The organism is Alkalicoccus saliphilus (assembly GCF_003044065.1).
Lineage (GTDB): Bacteria > Bacillota > Bacilli > Bacillales > Salisediminibacteriaceae > Alkalicoccus > Alkalicoccus saliphilus.
Window position 1 is genome coordinate 93,053 of the sequence record NZ_PZJJ01000006.1, and the last position, 20,303, is coordinate 113,355.

Consider the following 20,303-nt stretch of genomic DNA (forward strand, 5'->3'; position numbering starts at 1 on the left):
AGAACTTATACTTTAATCAGGCCATACCCGGCAAGTATTTCCGGGCTTCGACCACCTTCAGCAGGAAGCTCCGTTTCCGTTTCAGCTATGCTGCGGACAGCTTCGATATTCGTTTCGATAGTGACAAGTTCCCTGCTGATTTTTACTGATTCTTCCCCGGCCTCAAGTTTCTTTTTATACCGCTTGAAAAGAGGATCCAGTTCCGGCAGTTTTTTATAAAGTTCTTCGATGGAACCGTACTGTTTGATCAGAGGGAGAGCAGATTTCTCGCCGACACCCGGGCACCCGGGTATATTGTCGCTTGGGTCTCCGAGCAGCGCTTTCACTTCTATCCATTGTGCAGGTGCAATCCCGTATTCCTCCCGAAAATCTTTTTCTGTAAAATGATATTCCTTTTTTTTCTTCATAAACAGCTGGTCTGTAGATTCTGACAACAGTTGAAACAAGTCGCGGTCATTGCTGTATATATACGACCGGCCGCCTGTAAAATGGGTGCTGAATGTACCAATGATATCGTCTGCTTCATAGCCATCCACCTGCAGCTGATGAATACCGAGTTCTTTCAGGATTTCAGAAACCAGGTGATACTGGTCGATCAGTGGTTCCGGGAGATCCTGCCTCTGGGCTTTGTAAAAAGCATGCTCCTGATTTCGCAGGGTATCTTTTCTTTTACCGTCCCATGCTACTGACATATTCGTTGCGCCAAGTTTTCCTTCCAGCTGATTCAGCTTGGCAAAAAAGACCCGGGCAGCGTTTATATATCTCCCCTCCTGATTTTTCGGCAGGCTTTCCGGCTCTTTTCCGTAGGCTGTAGCAAAATAGGCTCTGCTTAAAAGATTAAATCCGTCTATTAGTACGAAATGTTTCATATCTATCCATCCTTTTTATTAACCGGCAGATATACGTCTCCTTAAGCCGCATTGATCCACCGTAATATTTTTATGTAAACTAGTTATCGTTCTGCCTGATCTATTTAAAAACTGTCTTTCATCTGAAGCGGCGGATGTTTTACAAGATGTTCAGGAAGTGGAGAAAGTGTATCTACAGCGGATTGAAGCTCCCGAAGAATATATCCAATCCCCCGGCAATGAAACAACGGATAATTCACCGTTTCTCCTGGAAAAACCTTTTCCAGAAAAGGCCGGTATTTTTTCCCGGTAAGTACGGTGATCTTGTCATAATGCAGCAGCTCCTGCATCATCACCTGAATCTGAAGATTTTTCACAGATATGATACTTTCCCTGGAGGAATGAAAACTTAAATCATAATTTTCTTCCACCTTATCTGACAGCGCTAAAAAACCATGTTTGGCTGAAAGGATGCGGACGTCGGTGCAGAACGTATCAGCATAGGCCCGACTTTTTCTATGAAGCGTGCCGGTGTATGCTTCTCCGGCCGGAACCTCCTTTAATTCAGGGTAATCATCCCAGACTTTTTTCCTGCCGCAGGGAATAATACATAACGAATTCAAACAGCATCCTCCTTTTTTTCTATCCTAACACATAAATTATTTTCAGCGGAACGATGAGTTATTTTTAACATACTTCCCTGTTACAATGTTTTCAGGAGGTATAAATACATAACAGCATCATTTTCATAATTTCCCACACAATATAATTTCCTGACTGGTTTCGAAAGTTCATTCTGCGGGTTTAATAATAGTAATCATTCTTTCCCGGTTTATTCATACTTTCTCTCCTTCATCCCCTGCCCCTTCCCCGTATACTGATTAGTGATTTCAGGCTCTGTTTTATTTCTTTCTTCTAAACTTAAAAAGGAGCGAGCATCATGGAACAGTTTAAATTATCTTTTTCAGGCGGTGGTTTCCGGGCAGCCTTTTTTTGTCTCGGTGCTTACCGCAGACTTGTGGAGCTTGGCGTTCATCAAAATATTAAATTGCTTAGTTCTGTATCCGGGGGCAGTATTACAGCAGCTGTGATCATGATGGAGCTTGCCGAAAAAGATTTTAAAGACGTATCGGATTTCGATATCCGGGTAACGGAAAAACTTAAAGCTTTTGGCAAAAGTAATTTTCGTAACGTCCTGCTGCGTCGGGCTGTCCGGCCGAACCTCGGCAACTTCCGGGCCGAACTGCTCCGCGCCCGCAACAGCCGCCTGCTTCCTGAAATGCTCGATGAATATTTGTTTTACGGTATGCAGCTGACAGAGCTCCCTGAATATCCGGTATGGATCTGCAATGCTACCAATCTGCAGACACTCAAACGGATTTCTTTCAGCAGAACAAAAATCTGCGATGAAGTTCTGGGGGACTGTATGAACGTCTCCGGCCTGACCACTGCAGAGGCTGTAGCGGCCTCTTCCGCCTTTCCGGTTATGTTTGAACCGGTGCATCTTGATCTTAAAAACCGGCCATTTGATAAAATTAAAAAACAATATAAAAATCTTCACCTGACTGATGGAGGAGTTTACGATAACCTTGGATCCGAAGAACTTTTAGATAAGGGCAGTCGTTACATGATTCTGGACGCTTCTGCCAGACTGAAGGCATGGGATACCGACAAACAGCCTACCTGGCGGGAACGTCAGTCCAGAATTTTTAATGTAAGTCTGGATCAGGTAGCAGAACTGAGAAAGAAACTAATAAGAAAAGATGACTCGAGAGGTGTCCAGCTTATAAATGTGGAAACAATTCGTGAAAATGCAGCTTTTCAGGAAGAATACTGGGGAAGTCGTGGACATACTCTCGATCTGCCGGCTTACCCGGAATTGTATACTGATATTGAAAAGATGCTTGCTGCTCTCCGCACAGACCTGGATACGTTCAGTGATATAGAAATACGTACTTTAATGTGGGCAGGGGCTGTCCGGGCGGACCTGGGTATAAAAGTTCTTTTCAGCGCTGCCGAGATGCCCGCGGATAATAACAGATACGAGGTACCGTTAATCGCCGATTACACAACGAAAGATCTGGAAGTAATACGACTTGCTCTGCAGCACGGGTGGAAACGAAAAAAACTTGCAGGCTTCTTCCAAAGCAGCCAGCGCAGAACGGGAAAGCTTGATAAAACGTCTTAAAAATCCGGATTATTGATTTTACACGTAAAAAAACACCTTCAGGTGAATGACGTATCTTCCTGAAGGTGTTTTTTACTTTTCACATTGATTAATTTACAGCTTAATTTTCGTAGTCCAGTTAAAAGGGTCATCTTCTTTCCCGGTCTGGATACTCGTTAATGTCTGATAGAGGGATTTTGTCGTTTCTCCAGTATCACGTCCATTAACAATTAGTGTGTGCTCTTTCCAATGCAGTTCTCCTATCGGAGAAATAACTGCTGCGGTTCCTGATCCAAAGGCTTCTTCGAGGCGGCCTTCGTCGTATGCCTTTAAAATTTCCTGCATCGTAATACGCTTTTCCACTACTGGTATATTCCAGTATTCCAGCAGTTCGATTACTGATTTCCTCGTTATTCCTTCCAGTATGCTGTCGTTCAGTTCCGGAGTTACGATCTCCCCGTCAATTTTGAAGAAGACATTCATGCTTCCGACTTCTTCAATATATTTCTTTTCCACCCCGTCGAGCCACAAAACCTGGGCATGGCCTTCACTGGAAGCTTTGGACTGGGCGGTATAGCCGGAGGAATAGTTCCCCCCGGTTTTAGCAGTTCCGGTCCCCCCGCGCGCTGCCCGGGTAAAATGATCCTCCACCATAATACTTACCGGATGGATCCCCTCCGGGTAGTAGGAACCTACCGGTGAGAGAATTATTAAAAATTTGTAGCTGCGCGCCGGAGCTACCTGCAGACTCGGTTCGGTTGCGATAACAAACGGCCGTATATAGAGGGAAGTCCCTTCGGCCGAAGGAACCCAGTCTTTTTCAAGTTCCAGCAGCTGGCGCAGATAATCCAGTACGAGTTCTTCATTAATGGGCGGAATGCGCAGTCTTCTGTTGGAGCGGTTCATCCGCTTAAAGTTTTCTTCCGGGCGGAATAAAATAATATCGCCTTCAGGGCCTTTATACGCTTTCAGACCTTCGAATACGCTCTGGCTGTAATGAAAAACCATTGCGGCAGGGTCAATTTCCACTGGGGCATACGGTTTGATCTCCGGATAAATCCACCCTTTTTCTTCTGTATATTCCATTGTAAACATATGATCCGTAAACGTTTTTCCGAACTGCAGTGTCTCCGGATCCGGTTTTGTTTTTTTATGCTCTGCTTCTGTTATGGCAATTGTAGCTTCCATAAACTATCCCTCTCTTTCATCGCTGCTTTCTTCTGAGAATGTCTCATATTGTATCACGAATCACTCTGTAATTGTGTGAATAATTTCGAAAATTCATGAATTATTTTAAAAGTGCAGATTCCGCTTCCTTTAACTGGGAAACAACCTGTTCCTGGCCTGTTCCTCCGTAGCTGTTCCTGTTTCTTACCACCTGAGACGGTTCCAGTACATGATAAATATCTTCTTCAAACAGCGAATGGAACTGCTTATATTCATCAATTGTTAAATCAAGAAGAAATTTCTTCTTATTAATGGAATAAAGAACAATTTTTCCAATAACCTCGTGAGCTTCGCGGAATGGCACATCCTTGTTTACAAGATAATCGGCGATATCTGTAGCGTTCGAAAAATCCTCGGAAACCGCCTGTTTCATATTTTCTGTTTTTACTTCCATTGTTTCAATCATCGGTGCAAGCATGGCGAGACCTGCCTCCAGCGTTTCCACTGTATCAAACATACCTTCCTTGTCTTCCTGCATATCTTTATTGTAAGCAAGCGGGAGACCTTTTAAAACTGTCAGAAGACCGAATAAATTACCAAACACTCTTCCTGTTTTTGCCCGTAAAAGTTCCGGCACGTCCGGATTCTTTTTCTGCGGCATAATGGACGAACCGGTGCAGAACGAATCATCCAGCTCAATAAATTGAAACTCCTGACTGCTCCATATCACCAGCTCTTCCGACAGACGGGAAATATGCATCATCATAATGGAAGCAGCCGACATAAATTCAAGTATAAAATCCCGGTCGCTTACAGCATCCATACTGTTGGCATACACTTGATCAAACCCAAGACTGTGTGCTGATTCATGCCGGTCAATTGGAAATGTCGTACCTGCAAGAGCTCCTGCACCCAGAGGTGAGATGTTCGTCCGCTTCAGGCCGTCCTCGAATCTCTCTTTATCCCTCTGAAGCATCCAGAAGTACGCAAGGAGATGATGTGCAAAAGAAACAGGCTGGGCACGCTGCAGATGTGTATAACCCGGCAGCAGTGTTTCTACGTGTTTTTCAGCCTGCTTAAAAACTGCTTTTTGAGTTTTTGAAATCAGCTCAATAATTGCTTCTGTATGCTCTTTTAAGTACAAATGCATATCGGTTGCCACCTGGTCGTTGCGGCTTCTTCCTGTATGAAGTTTTCCGCCGACAGGACCTATCTCTTCGATAAGGAATTTTTCAATATTCATATGAATATCTTCGTCTGCAGTGCTGTAGTGCAGTTTTCCTGCCTCCAGCTTCTCGCCCACTTTTATTAAACCATTTACGATCTTTTCTTTTTCATCCTGCGAAACAATACCCTGCCCTGCAAGCATGGATACGTGGGCAATACTTCCTTTAATATCCTGAGCAGCAAGTTTCTGATCGAATCCAATGGAAGCTGTTTCTTCTTCAACGAGTTTATTCGTAGGCTTTGTAAATCTTCCGCCCCAAAGTTTGGACATATGTATCTCTCCTTCATTATCTACAGTATTGTGCTGTCTTCATCTGATTTTAGTTTTCAACAGTATATATTTAGTATATAGAAATCAAACCGAATATTCTAATATATTTGTATCTTTTAAATATGTTTCTGCACCTCAATACTATTCATCAGGCTCTGTTAAAGCTCCTCGTTGTTTTTGGAGTGCCTGTGCGATTCATTTTTCTTTGCTTGCCGTGGAGAAAGCCTTCAGCTCTCCCTCCCTGATGTCCGGGAGGATCTTTCCGCTTTCTTTTTCCGCAGGTGTCTCTACCCTGACACCGGTTTTACGGAAGGAGAAATAGGCATCATAAAACCCAGAAGGATGTCTCTTTCACGGCAAAAACGAAGCGGAAACCGGCGGACGCCTGTGGAAGAAGGAGATTGGAAGATCCCGCAGAGCGTAAGCTCGAGGAAGCTGGAGATCTCCTCCACGGCAAGCCTGCCGAGTGAAAGCGAAGTTTTCTGCATATACCAACACCAGACTTTAACAGAGTTATTCATTAAGTAAAGATTTTTCATATTCTTCAGCCGGATTTCGTGTATCAGGAAGTTTAAACAGTCTGTTTCATAAAAAAAGGCGGGAAAACGCCAGCGGCATTTTCCCTACCCTTTCCTTGATCCACCTATTTAATATCAATGAGCGATTTCTTCTTTTTGTTTACCTGGGAGTAAGTCTTCGTAGAAAGACCCCAGAGCTTAATGAAGCCTTTTGCTGCATCATGGTCGAATGCATCGTTTTTGGAATAAGAAGCAAGCTCTTCGTTATAAAGGCTGTTATCGGAATGTCTCGCAACCACTGTATGCGTACCTTTCCACAGCTTCACTTGTACTTTACCGTTCACCTGCTGCTGAGTTTCTGTAATAAATCCGTACAGAGCATCCTTCAGCGGTGAGTACCAGAGACCATCATAAATCAGCTGCGTAAATCTCTGCTCAATCTGAGTCTTAAACTGGGTAACTTCTTTTGTCAGCGTTAAAAATTCGAGTTCTTTGTGTGCGTTGATTAAAGTCATTGCTCCAGGATTTTCGTAAACTTCTCTTGCTTTAATACCGACAAGTCTGTTTTCAATATGATCAATTCGTCCAATGCCGTGTTTTCCGGCTGTTTTATTAAGATCTTTTATAATCTGGGAAAACGATTTTTCTTCTCCGTTAATGGAAACCGGTTTTCCACCTTCGAAAGCAATTTCTACATATTCCGGCTCATCAGGCGTGTCTGCAATATTGGCGGTCCAGTCAAATGCTTCTTCCGGCGCTTCTTTCCACGTATCTTCGAGTACCCCTGCCTCACAGGCTCTTCCCCAAATGTTGGCATCAATGGAGTACGGTTTTTCAACATTCACCGGTACTTTAATACCTTTCTTTTTCGCATATTCAATTTCTTCTTCCCTGTTCATGCTCCACTCACGGATCGGAGCAATAACTTCCAGGTCCGGGTTCAGCGCCTGAATAGAAACTTCGAATCTGACCTGGTCATTTCCTTTTCCTGTACAGCCATGAGCTACTGCTACAGCGCCCTCCTGCTCGGCAACTTCGACAAGAAGCCTGGAAATAAGCGGTCGTGAAAGTGCAGAGGATAGTGGATATTTCCCTTCATAAAGGGTGTTTGCCTGCAGTGCCGGAAGCAGGTAGTCTTCAGCAAGCAGGTCATTCGCATCGATAATAACGGCTTTTTCCGCTCCGACATTTAATGCCTTTTCTTTCAGTGCTTCAAGATCTTTGCCTTCACCGATCTCAAGACCTAACGCAATAACTTCATAACCGTATTCTTCCTGTAAATATTTAATGCAGACGGAAGTATCGAGACCTCCGGAATAAGCGAGTACTACTTTGCCTTTACTCATGCATAATCTCTCCCTCAATTAGTATTTATATAGATACTAACGTATCTTTATGCATAAAGCAACAAAAAAATGCAAATTTATTTTATTAATTTCTTAAGAAGGGCTTTCTGGGCGTGCAGACGGTTTTCCGCTTCGTCAAATACATAGGAATGAGGACCGTCAATAACAGCGGCTGTGACTTCTTCTTCCCGATGAGCCGGAAGACAGTGCAGAAACATAAAATCATCCCGGGCATGCTTTACAAGTTCTTCGTTTACCTGATACGGACGGAAAAGCTGCAGTCGTTCTGCTGTTTCTTCTTCGTTTCCCATGCTCGTCCAGACATCCGTTACAATGACGTCCGCTCCTTTTACAGCTTCGCATGGATCTGCATAAAATTGCAGTCGTTCTTCTCCATATTTGTCTACAGCTTCTTTCCAGATGGATTCTGCCGGTTCAAACCCTTCAGGACTTGCGACACTCATTTTCATCCCGCTGAGAAGTGCTCCCTGTATAAGAGAATGCGTCATGTTATTATTGCCGTCTCCAGTAAAAGCCAGCTTCAGGCCTTCCCATCTCCCTTTCTGCTCATAAATTGTCATCAGGTCAGCGAGTACCTGAGTCGGATGATGCTGATCTGTCAATCCATTAATTATCGGAACAGAGGATCCGGCTGCAAATTCCTCTACAATTTGATGATCAAAAGTACGTATCATTATACCATCAACATATCTGGAAAGAACCTTCGCTGTATCGTCAATGGATTCTCCCCGTCCCAGCTGCATGTCGTTGGAATTGAGAAACAAAGCATGACCGCCAAGCTGTGTCATTCCTACTTCGAAAGATACACGGGTGCGGGTTGATGACTTCTCAAATATCATCCCCAGCGTTTTTCCCTGCAGGTGGGGGTGGGGCACCCCGTTTTTCTGCTGATGCTTCATCTGGACAGCTTCCTCAATAAGTTCTTTTAAATCTTCTGCAGACAAATCATTCATTGTCAGAAGATGCTCTAAAACTTTTGTAGTCATTTAATTTCCTCCTTAACCATTTTGAGATCCTGTACTGCCTGGGCATCATCATCCTCTGAAATGTGATTCATATAAAGTGAAGCTGTATCGATATGAGTAAAACATGGAACGTCATAGGAAGCGGCCAGTTCTCTCAGTTTGAAACCTAATGATTCCGGGTTACGCCCTTGAGTGGGAATATTAATGACACAATCTATTTCGTCTTTCTTTAAAAGTGTTTCAAATTCATCCAGTGACTGAACTGCTTCAGCAGCTGTGCCTCTTTCTGTAAAATAACGAGCCGTTCCCGGGGTGGCATAGGCAGTATTTATTTTTTGACTGACAGCTTCGAAAAGGGCTGCATAATCCCTGGAGGAAGCGGAAAGTACTACAGAAGGGTTTTTTTCGGGAGAAGGAAAAACTTTAGTAAGAGCTTTTGCGAAACTGTCGGCAATTCCTATTTTTTCACCTGTTGATTTCATTTCCGGACTCAGGGAATGGTCGACTCCCTTCAGTTTTTTATCGGAAAATACAGGTGCTTTAACAGTTATATATTCAGGTGGCGGCATGAGTCCTGTCGACGTTAAAGAATAGCCGAGCTGTACTTTAACCGCTTCCTTAATCATTGGAGAGCCTGTAACTTTGCTGATGATAGGTACTGTACGGGAAGCTCTTGGATTTACTTCAATCACATAAATAACACCGTTGTGAATAACGAACTGTATATTCATAATGCCGATAACCGGAGTGCTTGAAGCAATCTTTCTGCTGATTTCTACGATTGATGATATTTCGTTTTCTGAAAGTGTCTGGGGTGGAAAGACCGTAATGCTGTCTCCGGAATGCACTCCCGCTTTCTCAATGTGTTCAAAAATACCGGGGATGAAAACATTTTCTCCATCCGAAATAACATCTGCTTCACACTCTTTACCAGGTAGAAAAGCGTCTGCTAAAAGCGGCCAGCATTTGTCGTTTGTCGTGGACGAAAGACGCGATACGTAGTTCTGCAGTTCTGTTTCACAGTAGCAGATATACATGGACTGCCCGCCAATTACGTAAGAAGGTCTTACTAAAACAGGATAGGATAGTGAGGCCGCAGTTTCGAGCAGCTCTTTTTCGCTGTAGGCCAGACTTCCTTCAATATGAGGGATGTCCAGTTTATTTAACAGACGGTAGAATTTGTCTCTGTCTTCGAGCAGCTGAATATCTTCCGGTTTTGTACCGAGCACGTTGATACCTGCGGCTTTTAGTTCATCTGCGAGATTGACTGCCGTCTGTCCTCCGAACTGCAGCAATACACCTTCCACATTTTCTTTTGAAGCGACATGCAGGACATCTTCAGCTGTAATTGGTTCAAAATACAGTCTGTCTGCAACCGAATAATCCGTACTGACCGTTTCTGGATTATTATTAATAACGACAGCTTCCCATCCGAGAGCTTTTACTGCTTCTGCTGCATGAACAGAACAGTAGTCGAATTCCACTCCCTGGCCGATCCTGATCGGTCCGGACCCGACAATCAGCAGTCTGCGTGTATCAGAATCAGTTTCCACTTCGTCCATTCCCTGCCACGTCGAATAGTAATAAGGGGTGACTGCTTCAAACTCCCCGGCGCATGTATCCACCAGCTTATAAGAAGGCTTCAAGTTTAATTCGTTCATTTTTAACCTGACGTCTTCTTCTTTCACGTGTGTCAGTTCAGCAATTCTGCGGGTACTGATATTCATCTTTTTTAATGTGAGAATCTCCTTCTTCGAAAGATCATTCAGCTTTCGTCCTTTGATGCTCTGTTCTGTATCCACGATCCGCTTTACTTTATGCAGATACCAGGGATCAATATCCGTCCACTCATGCAGCTGCGTGATTTCGATACCCCTCTCAACTGCTTCTCCAAGAGCGAAAAGCCTGAGGTCGTTTGCTGTTGTTAACAGATGCTTCAGTTCTTCTGTACTTTTACTTTTCATATTTTTCGTAGTCAGGCTGAATACGTTCATTTCCAGTGACCGTACCGCTTTATTCAGTGCAGCCTCAAATGTTCTGTCAATGGCCATTACTTCCCCGGTTGCTTTCATCTGGGTTCCAAGCGTTCTGTCTGCTTCGGAAAATTTATCAAAAGGAAAGCGCGGCAGCTTAACGACAGTGTAATCCAGAGCAGGCTCAAACGAGGCATATGTGTTACCCGTTATCGGATTAATAATTTCATCCAGGTGGTAACCGACAGCACACTTTGCCGCTATTCTCGCAATAGGATAGCCGGTCGCCTTGGAGGCAAGGGCGGACGACCTGCTCACCCGTGGATTCACTTCAATGATTGCATATTCATTCTTATAAGGGTGTACAGCAAACTGAATATTGCATCCTCCTACTACTCCAAGGGCACGAATAACTTTTAATGAAGAGGAGCGGAGCTGCTGGTACTGCCGGTCTGTAAGCGTCTGGGATGGTGCAGTTACGATGGAGTCCCCGGTATGGACACCGACGGCATCCATATTTTCCATATTGCAGACGATAATACACGTATCGTTTTTATCCCTCATTACTTCATACTCTACTTCTTTCCATCCTTTAATACTTTTTTCGACCAATACCTGGCTGATCGGACTTGCTTTTAATGCCTGACGAAGCCGCTCCTGCAGTTCTTCTTCGGAATAAGCAAATCCACCGCCGGCGCCTCCAAGCGTGTAGGCGGGACGGAGGATAACCGGCAGGCCTGTTTCTGCAGCAAAGTTTTCTCCTTCTTTAATGGAGGAGACAATTTCTGAAGGAGGTACAGGTTCATTGATCTGCTGCATCAATGTGCGGAAGAGTTCCCGGTCTTCCCCCTGCTTAATGGAGGAAGGAGAAGTACCGAGTATTTCAACATTATATTTTTCCAGTATGCCTTTCTCAGACAATTCCATTGTTAAATTCAGACCGGTCTGTCCGCCAAGAGATCCAATCAGACCATCAGGCTTTTCAGCTGCAATGATTTTTTCCAGCGATACAGTATCCAGGGGTTCCATGTATACCCTGTCTGCAATCTGCTCATCTGTCATGATGGTAGCCGGATTGTTGTTAACAAGAACGACTTCAATGTTTTCTTCTTTCAGTGCAAGACAGGCCTGGGTTCCTGCATAATCAAATTCAGCTGCCTGTCCGATAACTATAGGGCCGGACCCTATCACAAGTACTTTATTTATACGCTGACTGTTCTGCATAGCTTCTTTCCTCCTGTTGCCAGACTCTTAACAAACTCATCAAATATATACGCAGTATCACTTGGGCCGGGATGAGCTTCCGGATGGAACTGTACGGACTGAAGAGGGAGAAATTTGTGCTGTATTCCTTCCACAGTTTTGTCATTAACATTGACAAACAATGGTTCGAACCCGGTATCCCCAAGTGTTTTCTCACGTATAACAAAGCCGTGATTCTGAGAGGTCATACTGACTTTCCCTGTGGACAGATGCTTTACCGGGTGATTGCTTCCCCTGTGACCAAAAGGCATTTTTTCAGTTTCCGCCCCGTGGGCCAGAGCCATAAGCTGATGTCCGAGGCAGACTCCGAGACACGGAAATTCCATCGTAATATTGTATATTTCCGGAAGATACTCTCTCAAAGCCTGAGGGTCCCCCGGACCATTACTGAAAAGAATACCATCCGGATTCAATTGTTTTACTGTTTCCAGAGTGGTATCAAAAGGAACGATCGATACTCTGCATCCTGCCTTTTTTAAAGCCTGAGGGATGGAGGCTTTGCTGCCGTAATCGAAAAGAACAACATGAGCTCCTTCTCCTTCAGAATAATGTTTTACTTCTTTTATAGAAACTTCTGCAACAAGCTGGATTTCCGAAGAAGCGCCGCTGCGGAATTCCTCAGCTTCACTGAGGGTGGACACAATTCTTGCCCGGACAGTTTCCGACTTCCTGATTATTTTAACCAGTGCACGTGTATCAACTCCTGCCAGACCGGCTACTCCATGAGACACAAGATAGTCGTGAATCGTTCCGGCAGATTCATGATGATTCGGTTCATGACAGTCATCATTGATAATTACTCCCTCAGCTGCCGGTCTTTCACTCTCATCATCAATATTGTTCCATCCATAATTTCCTATCATTGGGTAAGTAAACGTAAGAATCTGGCCTTTGTAGGAAGGATCAGTCATCATTTCCTGATATCCTGTCATAGCTGTATTAAAAACGAGTTCGCCCTCCGGTTCTTTATCAGCTCCGATCCGGATTCCCTCAAAAACATGTCCTGTATCTAAAACAAGATATCCTGCTGTCACTTTTTCCACGCTCCTTTTTTCACTTTTTCAAGAGCTTTGGAAAGCCCTGTAGTAAATTTTTCAAGTTCCTTTTTATCAACGGTGAGAGGCGGCAGTACGCGCAGTACATTTTCTCCTGCCGGAAGTGCAAGAATGCTGTTGTTTCTTAATTCTGTAATCAGCGGGGCAGCCGGGCGGTTAAAATCAATACCAATAAGCATCCCCCGTCCCCTGATTTCCACATTTTCTTCTTCAAGCACTTTTTCCAGAGAAGAATGAAAAAAAGCAGCTTTATCCCGGACTTCCTCTAAAAACTTCGGTTGATTCACCGTTTCTACAGTAGCGCACAGGGCGGCCATCGCGAGCGGATTCCCCCCAAAAGTACTTCCGTGGGTGCCGGGACTAAAAGAACTACCCACTTTTTCAGTGGACAGCATGACGCCGACGGGGAACCCCGAGCCAATTCCTTTTGCGAGCGTCAGGATATCTGGTTCAATACCGTACTGCTCACTTGCTGTAAACGTGCCTGTACGTCCTGCTCCGGTCTGGATTTCATCTACAATCAAAAGAATGTCATTTTCTCTGCAGAATTCGGTAAGCTTTGTAATCCACTCTTCCTGCGCCGGAATGACCCCTCCTTCCCCCTGGACAAGCTCAAGCATTACGGCAGCGGTTGATCCGGGGTCAATGCTGTTTAATGAATGAATATCGTTGTAAGGCAGGTAAGAAAATCCCGGCATCAGCGGAGCAAACCCATAGTGTACTTTTTCCTGAGCTGTAGCCGACATAGCTCCTCCCGTCCGTCCATGAAACGACTGGGAAAAGGTAATAATTTCTTTTTTCTCTGATTGGCTCCGATCATGCATGTATTTTCTGGCAAGCTTCCACGCTGCTTCATTCGCCTCTGCACCGCTGTTGCAGAAAAATGCCTTGTTAAGACCACCATGTGCCAGCAGGGAAGCAGCTTTTTCCTGCTGCGGAATATGATACAGGTTGGAGCAGTGCCACAGCTTTTCACTCTGTTCCTGCACCGCTTTTTTCACTTCGAACGGAACGTGCCCGAGGTTGCAGGTGGCAATGCCTGACGTAAAGTCAAGGTAGGCGTTATCTTTGTCGTCCCACAGCCAGCTCCCCTCTCCTTTTGTTACTGTAATCGGAAAGCGGCTGTAAGTTTCCATTACATGTGATGTTACTGCTGCGGTCTCAGGCATATGTTACTTCCTCCTTCATTATTTTCGTTCCGCATTCTCCCCCGGAAGCGTAGGTAAACAGTGAATTGCTGTCGAATCCGTTCAATATGACAGTTTCTTTTACATTCTCCTGAAGACACGATAATGCTGCCTGTACTTTTGGAATCATTCCTCCAGTTATTATTTCTTCTTCAATGAGAGATGCCGTTTCAGATGCTGTAAGCCGGGAGTAGACATGTGTGCTGCTGATATGACGGTTCATAACTCCTGGAATATCACTCACAAAAATAATGTTTGCATGCAGTGCAGAAGCTACAGCTCCGGCTGCAGTATCCGCATTTACATTGTAAACAGTCCCGTTCTGTCCAATCGATATCGGTGAAATAACAGGAATATATCCTTTTCTGCATAAAAGCTCTATTAGTTGTCCGTCTACTTTTGTGATTTTTCCTACGTTGCCAATACTTCCATCCGGTTTAACCGGCTCTGCTTCCATGCAGGCACCATCCACTCCGCTGAATCCAAAAGCTCTGCCGCCTGCCTGGTACAGTTTAGCTGCAATTTTCTTATTATAGTGACCGCTTAAAATCATTTCCGCTGTTTCCACTACTTCCGGAGTAGATACCCGCAGGCCATCATGAAAAATAATTTCAGTTTTTTTCTGTTCCAGTGCTTCATTTATTTTAGGTCCCCCGCCGTGCACAATTACCGGGCAGCATCCGTATTTCTCTTTTAGCTCGGCAATGTTTTGAAAAAACAAATCCGGCAGACGGGAAATGATACTTCCTCCAAGTTTTATTACGAGATAGTTCATTTACGCCACCTCCTATGTTCTGTAAGAAGCGTTGATTTTGACATAGTCATAAGTAAGATCACATCCCCACGCCACAGCTTCCGATTCTCCCTGTTTTAAATCAACAGTAATCGTAATCGTCCCGTTTTCGAGGTAGACTGTTGCTTCTTCTTCACTGAAATCAAGCGGCAGGCCGTTTTCGACTACCTGGATATCTCCCAGAAACACATCTACTGTTTCAGGAACTACCGGTTCACCGCTGTATCCCACAGCGCAGACAACTCTTCCCCAGTTGGGATCCGCCCCATAGACAGCTGTTTTCACGAGGTTTGAAGAAATAACTGTTTTAGCAATTTTTCCCGCAGCCTCCTCAGAAACTGCTCCTTTAACAGCTGTTTCAATAAGTTTCGTAGCTCCCTCACCGTCACGGGCTATTTTTTTGGCAAGAATTTCTGAAATGATCACAAAAGCTTCAGCGAATTTATCCCACTCCGGATGAGAAGGGCTCAGCGGCTTATTTTCCTGTTTCCCGTTTGCCATCACGAGGACAGTGTCATTGGTACTGCTGTCTCCATCAACTGTTATCATGTTGTACGTTTTGTCAGTAGTCTGAGAAAGCAGAAGCTGGAGTGCTTCCGGTTCAACGGCTGCATCAGTAGTAACATAGGAAAGCATTGTAGCCATGTTAGGATGGATCATACCGGAACCTTTCGCAGCTCCTCCGATTGTAATTCGTTTTCCGTCAATCTCGACGGAAACTGCTGCATGTTTTGTTATAGTATCGGTTGTTAAAATAGCCTGCTCAAACAATGATGCCTGGTTAACCGATAAATCTACGGCATTAATGCCGGTTGAAATTTTATCCATCGGCAGTTGAACTCCGATAAGACCGGTCGAAGATATCCCCACGAGATGAGGACTGAGATTCATCGCTTCTGCCGCTTGCTTCTGCATGGCCAAAGCATTGATCATCCCCTGCTCTCCAGTGCAGGCATTTGCATTAGCGGAATTTACTACGACGGCCTGGAGCTTGTTTTCTACTGCCACCGCATCTTTTGTTACCTGGAGCGGCGCTGCCTGAAAACTGTTGGTTGTGTAAACCCCGGCTGCGGCTGCAGGAACTTCAGAGTAAAGCCAGCCGAAATCCAACTTTTTTCTTCTCAGTCCGCAGTGGACTCCCCCTGCCGAAAAACCAGCCGGAGATGTTACATGACCTTCCTGCATAACGTTTACTCCTGTTTTTTCACTTACCAGCATCTTTCTCACTCCTTTAAGGATATAGTGGAATTTCTGTAAGACCTTCCGACTCCTTCCAGCCGTTCATAAGATTCATATTCTGCACTGCCTGACCGGAAGCTCCCTTCACAAGGTTATCGATAACACTTACTACGAGCAGCCTCCCGGTTCTTTTATCCACTGAAATGCCGATGTCACAATAATTACTGCCGTATACTTCTTTTGTTTGAGGTACAGCTCCCTCCGGACGAATTCTTACAAACGGATGGTCTTCGTAAAATTTTTGATACGTTTCATGTAACCCGGAAGGATCATTTAAAGATAAATAACAGGTGCACATGATTCCTCTCGTCATCGGTATAAGATGCGTCTGAAATGAAACCGGATGATCTGCTGCGGTTTCCTGTGCCAGATACTGCTCAATTTCCGGTGTATGCTGATGACTGCCGACTTTGTAAGCTTTAATGTTTTCATTCGTTTCTGAAAAGTGTGTCATCATGGACATTTTTCTTCCAGCACCGGAAACCCCAGTTTTACCATCGATAATAATATCTTTTTGAGAAGCTTTTCCTGAAACGACTGCCGGAATAATACCAAGAAGAGCTGCTGTCGCAAAACAGCCCGGGTTGGAAATTATCTCTGCCTGTTTAATTTTTTCACTATTAATTTCAGGCATTCCATAAACCGCTTCTTTCTGCAGTACCTCCGAAGGTGCTTCTCCTCCGTACCATTGTTCATATTCATCCGGGCTGTCTATACGCAGATCGCCGGACAGATCAATGTACTGCACCCCGGGCTTCTGGATCCGTGGAAGGAGTTCTTTCGCCACACCTGCAGGCGTTGCAAAAAATACAATATCCGCCTTTTCCAGCAATCCGCTGTTAAGACCGGTAAATTTTTCATCTACCAGGGTCGTAAGGTGCGGGTACCGGTCAGCTACCGGTTCTCCTTCTTCACTGCGGGAGATAAGAGCACTAATCTGGATATATGGATGTCTTTCAAGAATCCGGATAAGCTCCAGGGCACCGTATCCCGTACCTCCTATAACTGCTGCCTGCTTCATAAAAGTCCCGCCTTTCTTAAACATATGAATTAATTCATCATTATACTCTTAACATAATTTTTATGCAATATTATTTATGAATTAAAATGTTTTTTTATGCATAAACACACGCAAAAAAACCCCCATTCTAAAGAATAGGGGACAGTAGTCTTGAAACAGACTCTTTGAACCGTACAGTTTTTGAGCGTTTTTGATATTTTTCTTCTGTCAGGTTGTCAGAATGCATCATATCCTGTTCAAAATCGCGTGCAAGAAGTTCAGATGTATCTTTATCGTATATAAATGCGTTCACTTCAAAATTCAGACGAAAGCTTCTCATGTCAATATTTGCTGTTCCAACCGTGCTGACGCTCCGGTCAATCACTATTGACTTGGAGTGGATAAACCCATTTTGATAAATATAAACATTCACCCCTGCTTTAAGCATCAAACCAATATGGGAGAGCGTAGCCCAGTATATAAAAGGATGATCCGGTTTGTTAGGAATCATTACACGGACATCCTTCCCTGAAAGTGAGGCTATTCTCAAAGCATCGCTCAAACTTTCATCAGGAATGAAGTAAGGTGTTTGAATGTATATGGATTCCCTGGCACTGGTAATCATTTTTATATAGCCGTTTTTAATTTGTTCCCATTCTGAATCCGGCCCGCTGGAAACGATCTGAACTGCTGCGTTTCCAAGAGGTTCTTTCATTGGAAAATAGTGAGGTTCATAGGCGATGACATGTTTTTTGGACGCCTGATTCCAATCCAGAATAAAACGTGTCTGCATCGGATCCACAGCGTTTCCGCATATCCGGAGATGTGTGTCCCTCCAGTAGCCGAATTTCCGGCTTTTCCCTAAATATTCATCCCCTGCATTGAATCCGCCAACATAGCCTATTTTCCCGTCAATAATAGCAAGTTTACGGTGATTACGGTAATTCAGCCGAAAATTTACAGGAGCCAGCTTCGAAGGAAAAAATACTCCCACTTCGCCTCCAGCTTCCGTCAGCTTCCGGAAATGCCTGCGCTTCAACCTTCTTGAGCCCAGTTCATCGTAAAGGACTCGCACCGTAAGTCCTGCTTCCGCTTTTTGGGTAAGAAGGGAGATCAATTCCCTTCCAAGTTCGTCATTGCGGAAAATATAATACTGCAGATGAATATGATCCTCTGCCTGTTGAATGTCCTGTTTAAGCTGATTGAATTTCTTTTTGCCGTCATTGAAAATATCGATCTGGTTATCTTTTGTAAGAATGGCATCATTATTTATAAGATGCATGTAGATCATGTCTCTTGAAGGGTCGATATTTTCATTATGAAAATAAAAGGAAGGATTACTTATCTGGTCGATTTGTTTTTTAAGAATATCGTGTATACCTATTTTAGTAATTCCTTCCCAGTCGAAAAGACGTCTTCGCGTTAAATTCTGTCCGAGAAAAATATAAATAATAAAGCCTAAAAAAGGAATAAAAAATAGAATCAGCACCCAGGCCCAGGTGGCAGCAGCATTTTTTCGTTCGAAAAAAATAATTATCCCGGCGAACAATATGTTCACAATAAAAAGCAGTAATAATAAAATCGAAAGTATATCCATAGGACCTCCTGGTCATAAGATGCTGCTTTTATTTTAACTCACAAGGCGGCTCCCTGCATCAGCTTCCATGTTTTTCCCACAAAAAACTGCAGAAAAGTAATTTTCTGCAGTTAGTCTGCTTTATTTTCCGCTTAATGAATGCTTCCTATGAGGCTGATTATTTCAGCGGATTGGGCAGTGCTGTATTTTCCGGTCAAAAGCTTCTCCTGAATCATCTTTAAAGTACCCGGCAGTCCACTATAGTAAGCTCAAATCTATTTTTACTGTTTTTCCATTAATCGCCGGGGTAAACATATTTCATAAACCACTGGAAAGGAAGAAGGTCCTGTTTTGGAAGTTCCCCAATGAACACAGCGGAAAGATGTTTCTCCGGCATAATAAACAGAAATTTCCCTTCTCTTCCGGCAGCATAATAAACCGGTGGAGTATCAGCAGTAATCCACCAGTGGTAACCGTAGCTCTGTCCGCGGACTGCATTTTTCACGTGAGGATTCAGCATACTTTCGATCCATTTCTCTGAAACAATCTGTTTACCGTTCCACTTTCCTTTGTGCAGTACGAGCTCTCCAATTTTCATTAAATCTTCTGCCGACGTTTTAAGACCGTAACCCCCAATCGGATAATTTTCCGTTGAGCGGTCCCATTGCCAGCCGGTAATACCGAGTGGTTCAAACAATTTTTCTTCTGCAAAGTCCGCGGGATTCCTACCGGATGCTTCGGCAAGCATGAGAATCAGAAGATACGAATCAAAACTGTTATACGTCATGCCCTCTTTTTCTGCTTTCATTTTCTGCACAGTATTTCCCCAGTTTTCTGATTGAATGACTTTATTCCACTCTTTCTCCGAATAACCCGACTGCATCGTAAGCAGATCTTCCACTGTGCAGTTTTGTACAGAATCATGGACGCTGATCAAGTCGCTGGTTTTAGTTTTCAACGTCATAAGCCCCTCATCCAGTGCAATACCGATAAGAAGACCAAGTACCGATTTCGATACGGAATTAAGCACTTCATGATTGTTTTCTTTACCTTCCTTGACGTATGTAAAGATTCTCTCATCCTGCTGATTAATTAAACAGGCATGAAGCCCGTGCTTTTTCAGTTCTTCCTTCAGTTTATCTGTCAGCATGACGAACCCCTTTCCAGTTTTTATTAATAAAATCTTCGCGGCCTGAGTTAACTCGTTCAGCCCGGTAGGCATCCGGATATTTACTGTGAAATTTCTGATGCTTTTCCTCCGCTTCATAAAATTTGCCTGCCGGCAAAATTCTAGTTACAACCGGCTGTTTGAAAGGGCCTTCCTCGTCAAGTTTCTGTCTGGAATGAAGAGCTTCCTCCCTCTGTTCTTCACTGTGATAGAAAACAGCTGTCCGGTACTGATCCCCACGGTCAAAAAACTGCCCGCCGTCGTCCGTCGGATCCACCTGCCGCCAGTATAACTCAAGAAGCATGCTGTAGGAATAAATCGCAGGATCATAGACAATCTGTACTGCTTCCAAATGACCCGTAGTCCCTGTTTTCACTTCTTCATAGACAGGGTTTTCCACCCAGCCGCCGGTATAACCGGAACGAACCTGCAATATTCCAGGCTGTTCATCAAAAGGTTTTACCATACACCAGAAACATCCTCCAGCGAACGTAGCAACTTCCATCTTTTCCTTCATCG

The 20,303-nt window shown here is 44.1% G+C and carries 16 protein-coding genes; 1 reads left to right on the plus strand and 15 read right to left on the minus strand.

What is annotated here, in order from left to right; genetic code table 11:
- Positions 1-5: 5 nt before the first annotated feature.
- Positions 6-869 (minus strand): 5'-3' exonuclease, encoded by an 864-nt coding sequence (locus C6Y45_RS05805; protein ID WP_107584174.1) that lies wholly within the window; start codon positions 867-869, stop codon positions 6-8.
- Between the two features lie 104 nt (positions 870-973).
- Complete coding sequence (locus tag C6Y45_RS05810) at positions 974-1,471, minus strand: DUF6884 domain-containing protein (RefSeq protein WP_107584176.1); 498 nt, start codon at positions 1,469-1,471, stop codon at positions 974-976.
- Between the two features lie 317 nt (positions 1,472-1,788).
- On the opposite strand from C6Y45_RS05810, the gene C6Y45_RS05815 reads away from it, so the two are divergent.
- Positions 1,789-3,036, plus strand: a complete 1,248-nt coding sequence (locus tag C6Y45_RS05815; RefSeq protein ID WP_107584178.1) for a patatin-like phospholipase family protein — start codon at positions 1,789-1,791, stop codon at positions 3,034-3,036.
- 93 nt (positions 3,037-3,129) lie between these two features.
- On the opposite strand, the gene C6Y45_RS05820 is transcribed toward C6Y45_RS05815, so the two are convergent.
- The 13 genes from C6Y45_RS05820 to msrA all read right to left on the minus strand — a co-directional run bounded on the left by C6Y45_RS05820 (position 3,130) and on the right by msrA (position 20,301).
- A complete protein-coding gene (locus C6Y45_RS05820; RefSeq protein ID WP_107584179.1) occupies positions 3,130-4,203 on the minus strand; it encodes a branched-chain amino acid aminotransferase in 1,074 nt (357 codons plus the stop codon).
- A gap of 100 nt (positions 4,204-4,303) precedes the next feature.
- Positions 4,304-5,680, minus strand: a complete 1,377-nt coding sequence (gene argH, locus C6Y45_RS05825; protein ID WP_107584181.1) for an argininosuccinate lyase — start codon at positions 5,678-5,680, stop codon at positions 4,304-4,306.
- 643 nt (positions 5,681-6,323) lie between these two features.
- Positions 6,324-7,544: an argininosuccinate synthase gene (locus tag C6Y45_RS05835; protein ID WP_107584185.1), complete on the minus strand. Its 1,221-nt coding sequence runs from the start codon at positions 7,542-7,544 to the stop codon at positions 6,324-6,326.
- A 77-nt stretch (positions 7,545-7,621) separates the two neighbouring features.
- Positions 7,622-8,551: an ornithine carbamoyltransferase gene (gene argF, locus C6Y45_RS05840; protein WP_107584187.1), complete on the minus strand. Its 930-nt coding sequence runs from the start codon at positions 8,549-8,551 to the stop codon at positions 7,622-7,624.
- Entirely contained in the window at positions 8,548-11,727 is a 3,180-nt protein-coding gene (gene carB, locus C6Y45_RS05845; RefSeq protein ID WP_107584190.1) for a carbamoyl-phosphate synthase (glutamine-hydrolyzing) large subunit, read from the minus strand. Before carB ends, argF begins: the two co-directional genes overlap by 4 nt.
- Positions 11,706-12,800, minus strand: a complete 1,095-nt coding sequence (locus tag C6Y45_RS05850) for a carbamoyl phosphate synthase small subunit (RefSeq protein ID WP_107584191.1) — start codon at positions 12,798-12,800, stop codon at positions 11,706-11,708. Before C6Y45_RS05850 ends, carB begins: the two co-directional genes overlap by 22 nt.
- Entirely contained in the window at positions 12,797-13,990 is a 1,194-nt protein-coding gene (locus tag C6Y45_RS05855; RefSeq protein WP_107584193.1) for an acetylornithine transaminase, read from the minus strand. The genes C6Y45_RS05850 and C6Y45_RS05855 overlap by 4 nt, the downstream gene beginning before the upstream one ends.
- Positions 13,983-14,783, minus strand: coding sequence for an acetylglutamate kinase (gene argB, locus C6Y45_RS05860; RefSeq protein WP_107584195.1), 801 nt, complete (start codon positions 14,781-14,783; stop codon positions 13,983-13,985). Before argB ends, C6Y45_RS05855 begins: the two co-directional genes overlap by 8 nt.
- Before the next feature lie 12 nt (positions 14,784-14,795).
- On the minus strand, positions 14,796-16,019 hold the full coding sequence (argJ, locus tag C6Y45_RS05865; RefSeq protein WP_107584197.1) for a bifunctional glutamate N-acetyltransferase/amino-acid acetyltransferase ArgJ: 1,224 nt from the start codon (positions 16,017-16,019) through the stop codon (positions 14,796-14,798).
- A 13-nt stretch (positions 16,020-16,032) separates the two neighbouring features.
- On the minus strand, positions 16,033-17,061 hold the full coding sequence (gene argC / locus C6Y45_RS05870) for an N-acetyl-gamma-glutamyl-phosphate reductase (protein WP_107584199.1): 1,029 nt from the start codon (positions 17,059-17,061) through the stop codon (positions 16,033-16,035).
- A 127-nt stretch (positions 17,062-17,188) separates the two neighbouring features.
- Positions 17,189-18,637 carry a cardiolipin synthase gene (gene cls / locus C6Y45_RS05875; protein WP_107584200.1) on the minus strand — a complete coding sequence of 483 codons (1,449 nt, stop codon included), beginning with the start codon at positions 18,635-18,637 and terminating at the stop codon, positions 17,189-17,191.
- Positions 18,638-18,911: 274 nt separating this feature from the next.
- Positions 18,912-19,766 carry a serine hydrolase domain-containing protein gene (locus C6Y45_RS05880; RefSeq protein WP_160058153.1) on the minus strand — a complete coding sequence of 285 codons (855 nt, stop codon included), beginning with the start codon at positions 19,764-19,766 and terminating at the stop codon, positions 18,912-18,914.
- Positions 19,753-20,301, minus strand: a complete 549-nt coding sequence (gene msrA, locus C6Y45_RS05885; protein ID WP_107584230.1) for a peptide-methionine (S)-S-oxide reductase MsrA — start codon at positions 20,299-20,301, stop codon at positions 19,753-19,755. The genes C6Y45_RS05880 and msrA overlap by 14 nt, the downstream gene beginning before the upstream one ends.
- Positions 20,302-20,303: the final 2 nt, after the last annotated feature.

Coding starts and splice junctions, on each gene's coding strand:
- C6Y45_RS05805 (WP_107584174.1), bottom strand. CDS start 869: ATGAAACATTTCGTACTAATAGACGGATTTAATCTTTTAAGCAGAGCC.
- C6Y45_RS05815 (WP_107584178.1), top strand. CDS start 1,789: ATGGAACAGTTTAAATTATCTTTTTCAGGCGGTGGTTTCCGGGCAGCC.
- C6Y45_RS05820 (WP_107584179.1), bottom strand. CDS start 4,203: ATGGAAGCTACAATTGCCATAACAGAAGCAGAGCATAAAAAAACAAAA.
- argH (WP_107584181.1), bottom strand. CDS start 5,680: ATGTCCAAACTTTGGGGCGGAAGATTTACAAAGCCTACGAATAAACTC.
- C6Y45_RS05835 (WP_107584185.1), bottom strand. CDS start 7,544: ATGAGTAAAGGCAAAGTAGTACTCGCTTATTCCGGAGGTCTCGATACT.
- argF (WP_107584187.1), bottom strand. CDS start 8,551: ATGACTACAAAAGTTTTAGAGCATCTTCTGACAATGAATGATTTGTCT.
- carB (WP_107584190.1), bottom strand. CDS start 11,727: ATGCAGAACAGTCAGCGTATAAATAAAGTACTTGTGATAGGGTCCGGC.
- C6Y45_RS05855 (WP_107584193.1), bottom strand. CDS start 13,990: ATGCCTGAGACCGCAGCAGTAACATCACATGTAATGGAAACTTACAGC.
- argB (WP_107584195.1), bottom strand. CDS start 14,783: ATGAACTATCTCGTAATAAAACTTGGAGGAAGTATCATTTCCCGTCTG.
- argJ (WP_107584197.1), bottom strand. CDS start 16,019: ATGCTGGTAAGTGAAAAAACAGGAGTAAACGTTATGCAGGAAGGTCAT.
- argC (WP_107584199.1), bottom strand. CDS start 17,061: ATGAAGCAGGCAGCAGTTATAGGAGGTACGGGATACGGTGCCCTGGAG.
- cls (WP_107584200.1), bottom strand. CDS start 18,637: ATGGATATACTTTCGATTTTATTATTACTGCTTTTTATTGTGAACATA.
- C6Y45_RS05880 (WP_160058153.1), bottom strand. CDS start 19,766: ATGCTGACAGATAAACTGAAGGAAGAACTGAAAAAGCACGGGCTTCAT.
- msrA (WP_107584230.1), bottom strand. CDS start 20,301: ATGAAGGAAAAGATGGAAGTTGCTACGTTCGCTGGAGGATGTTTCTGG.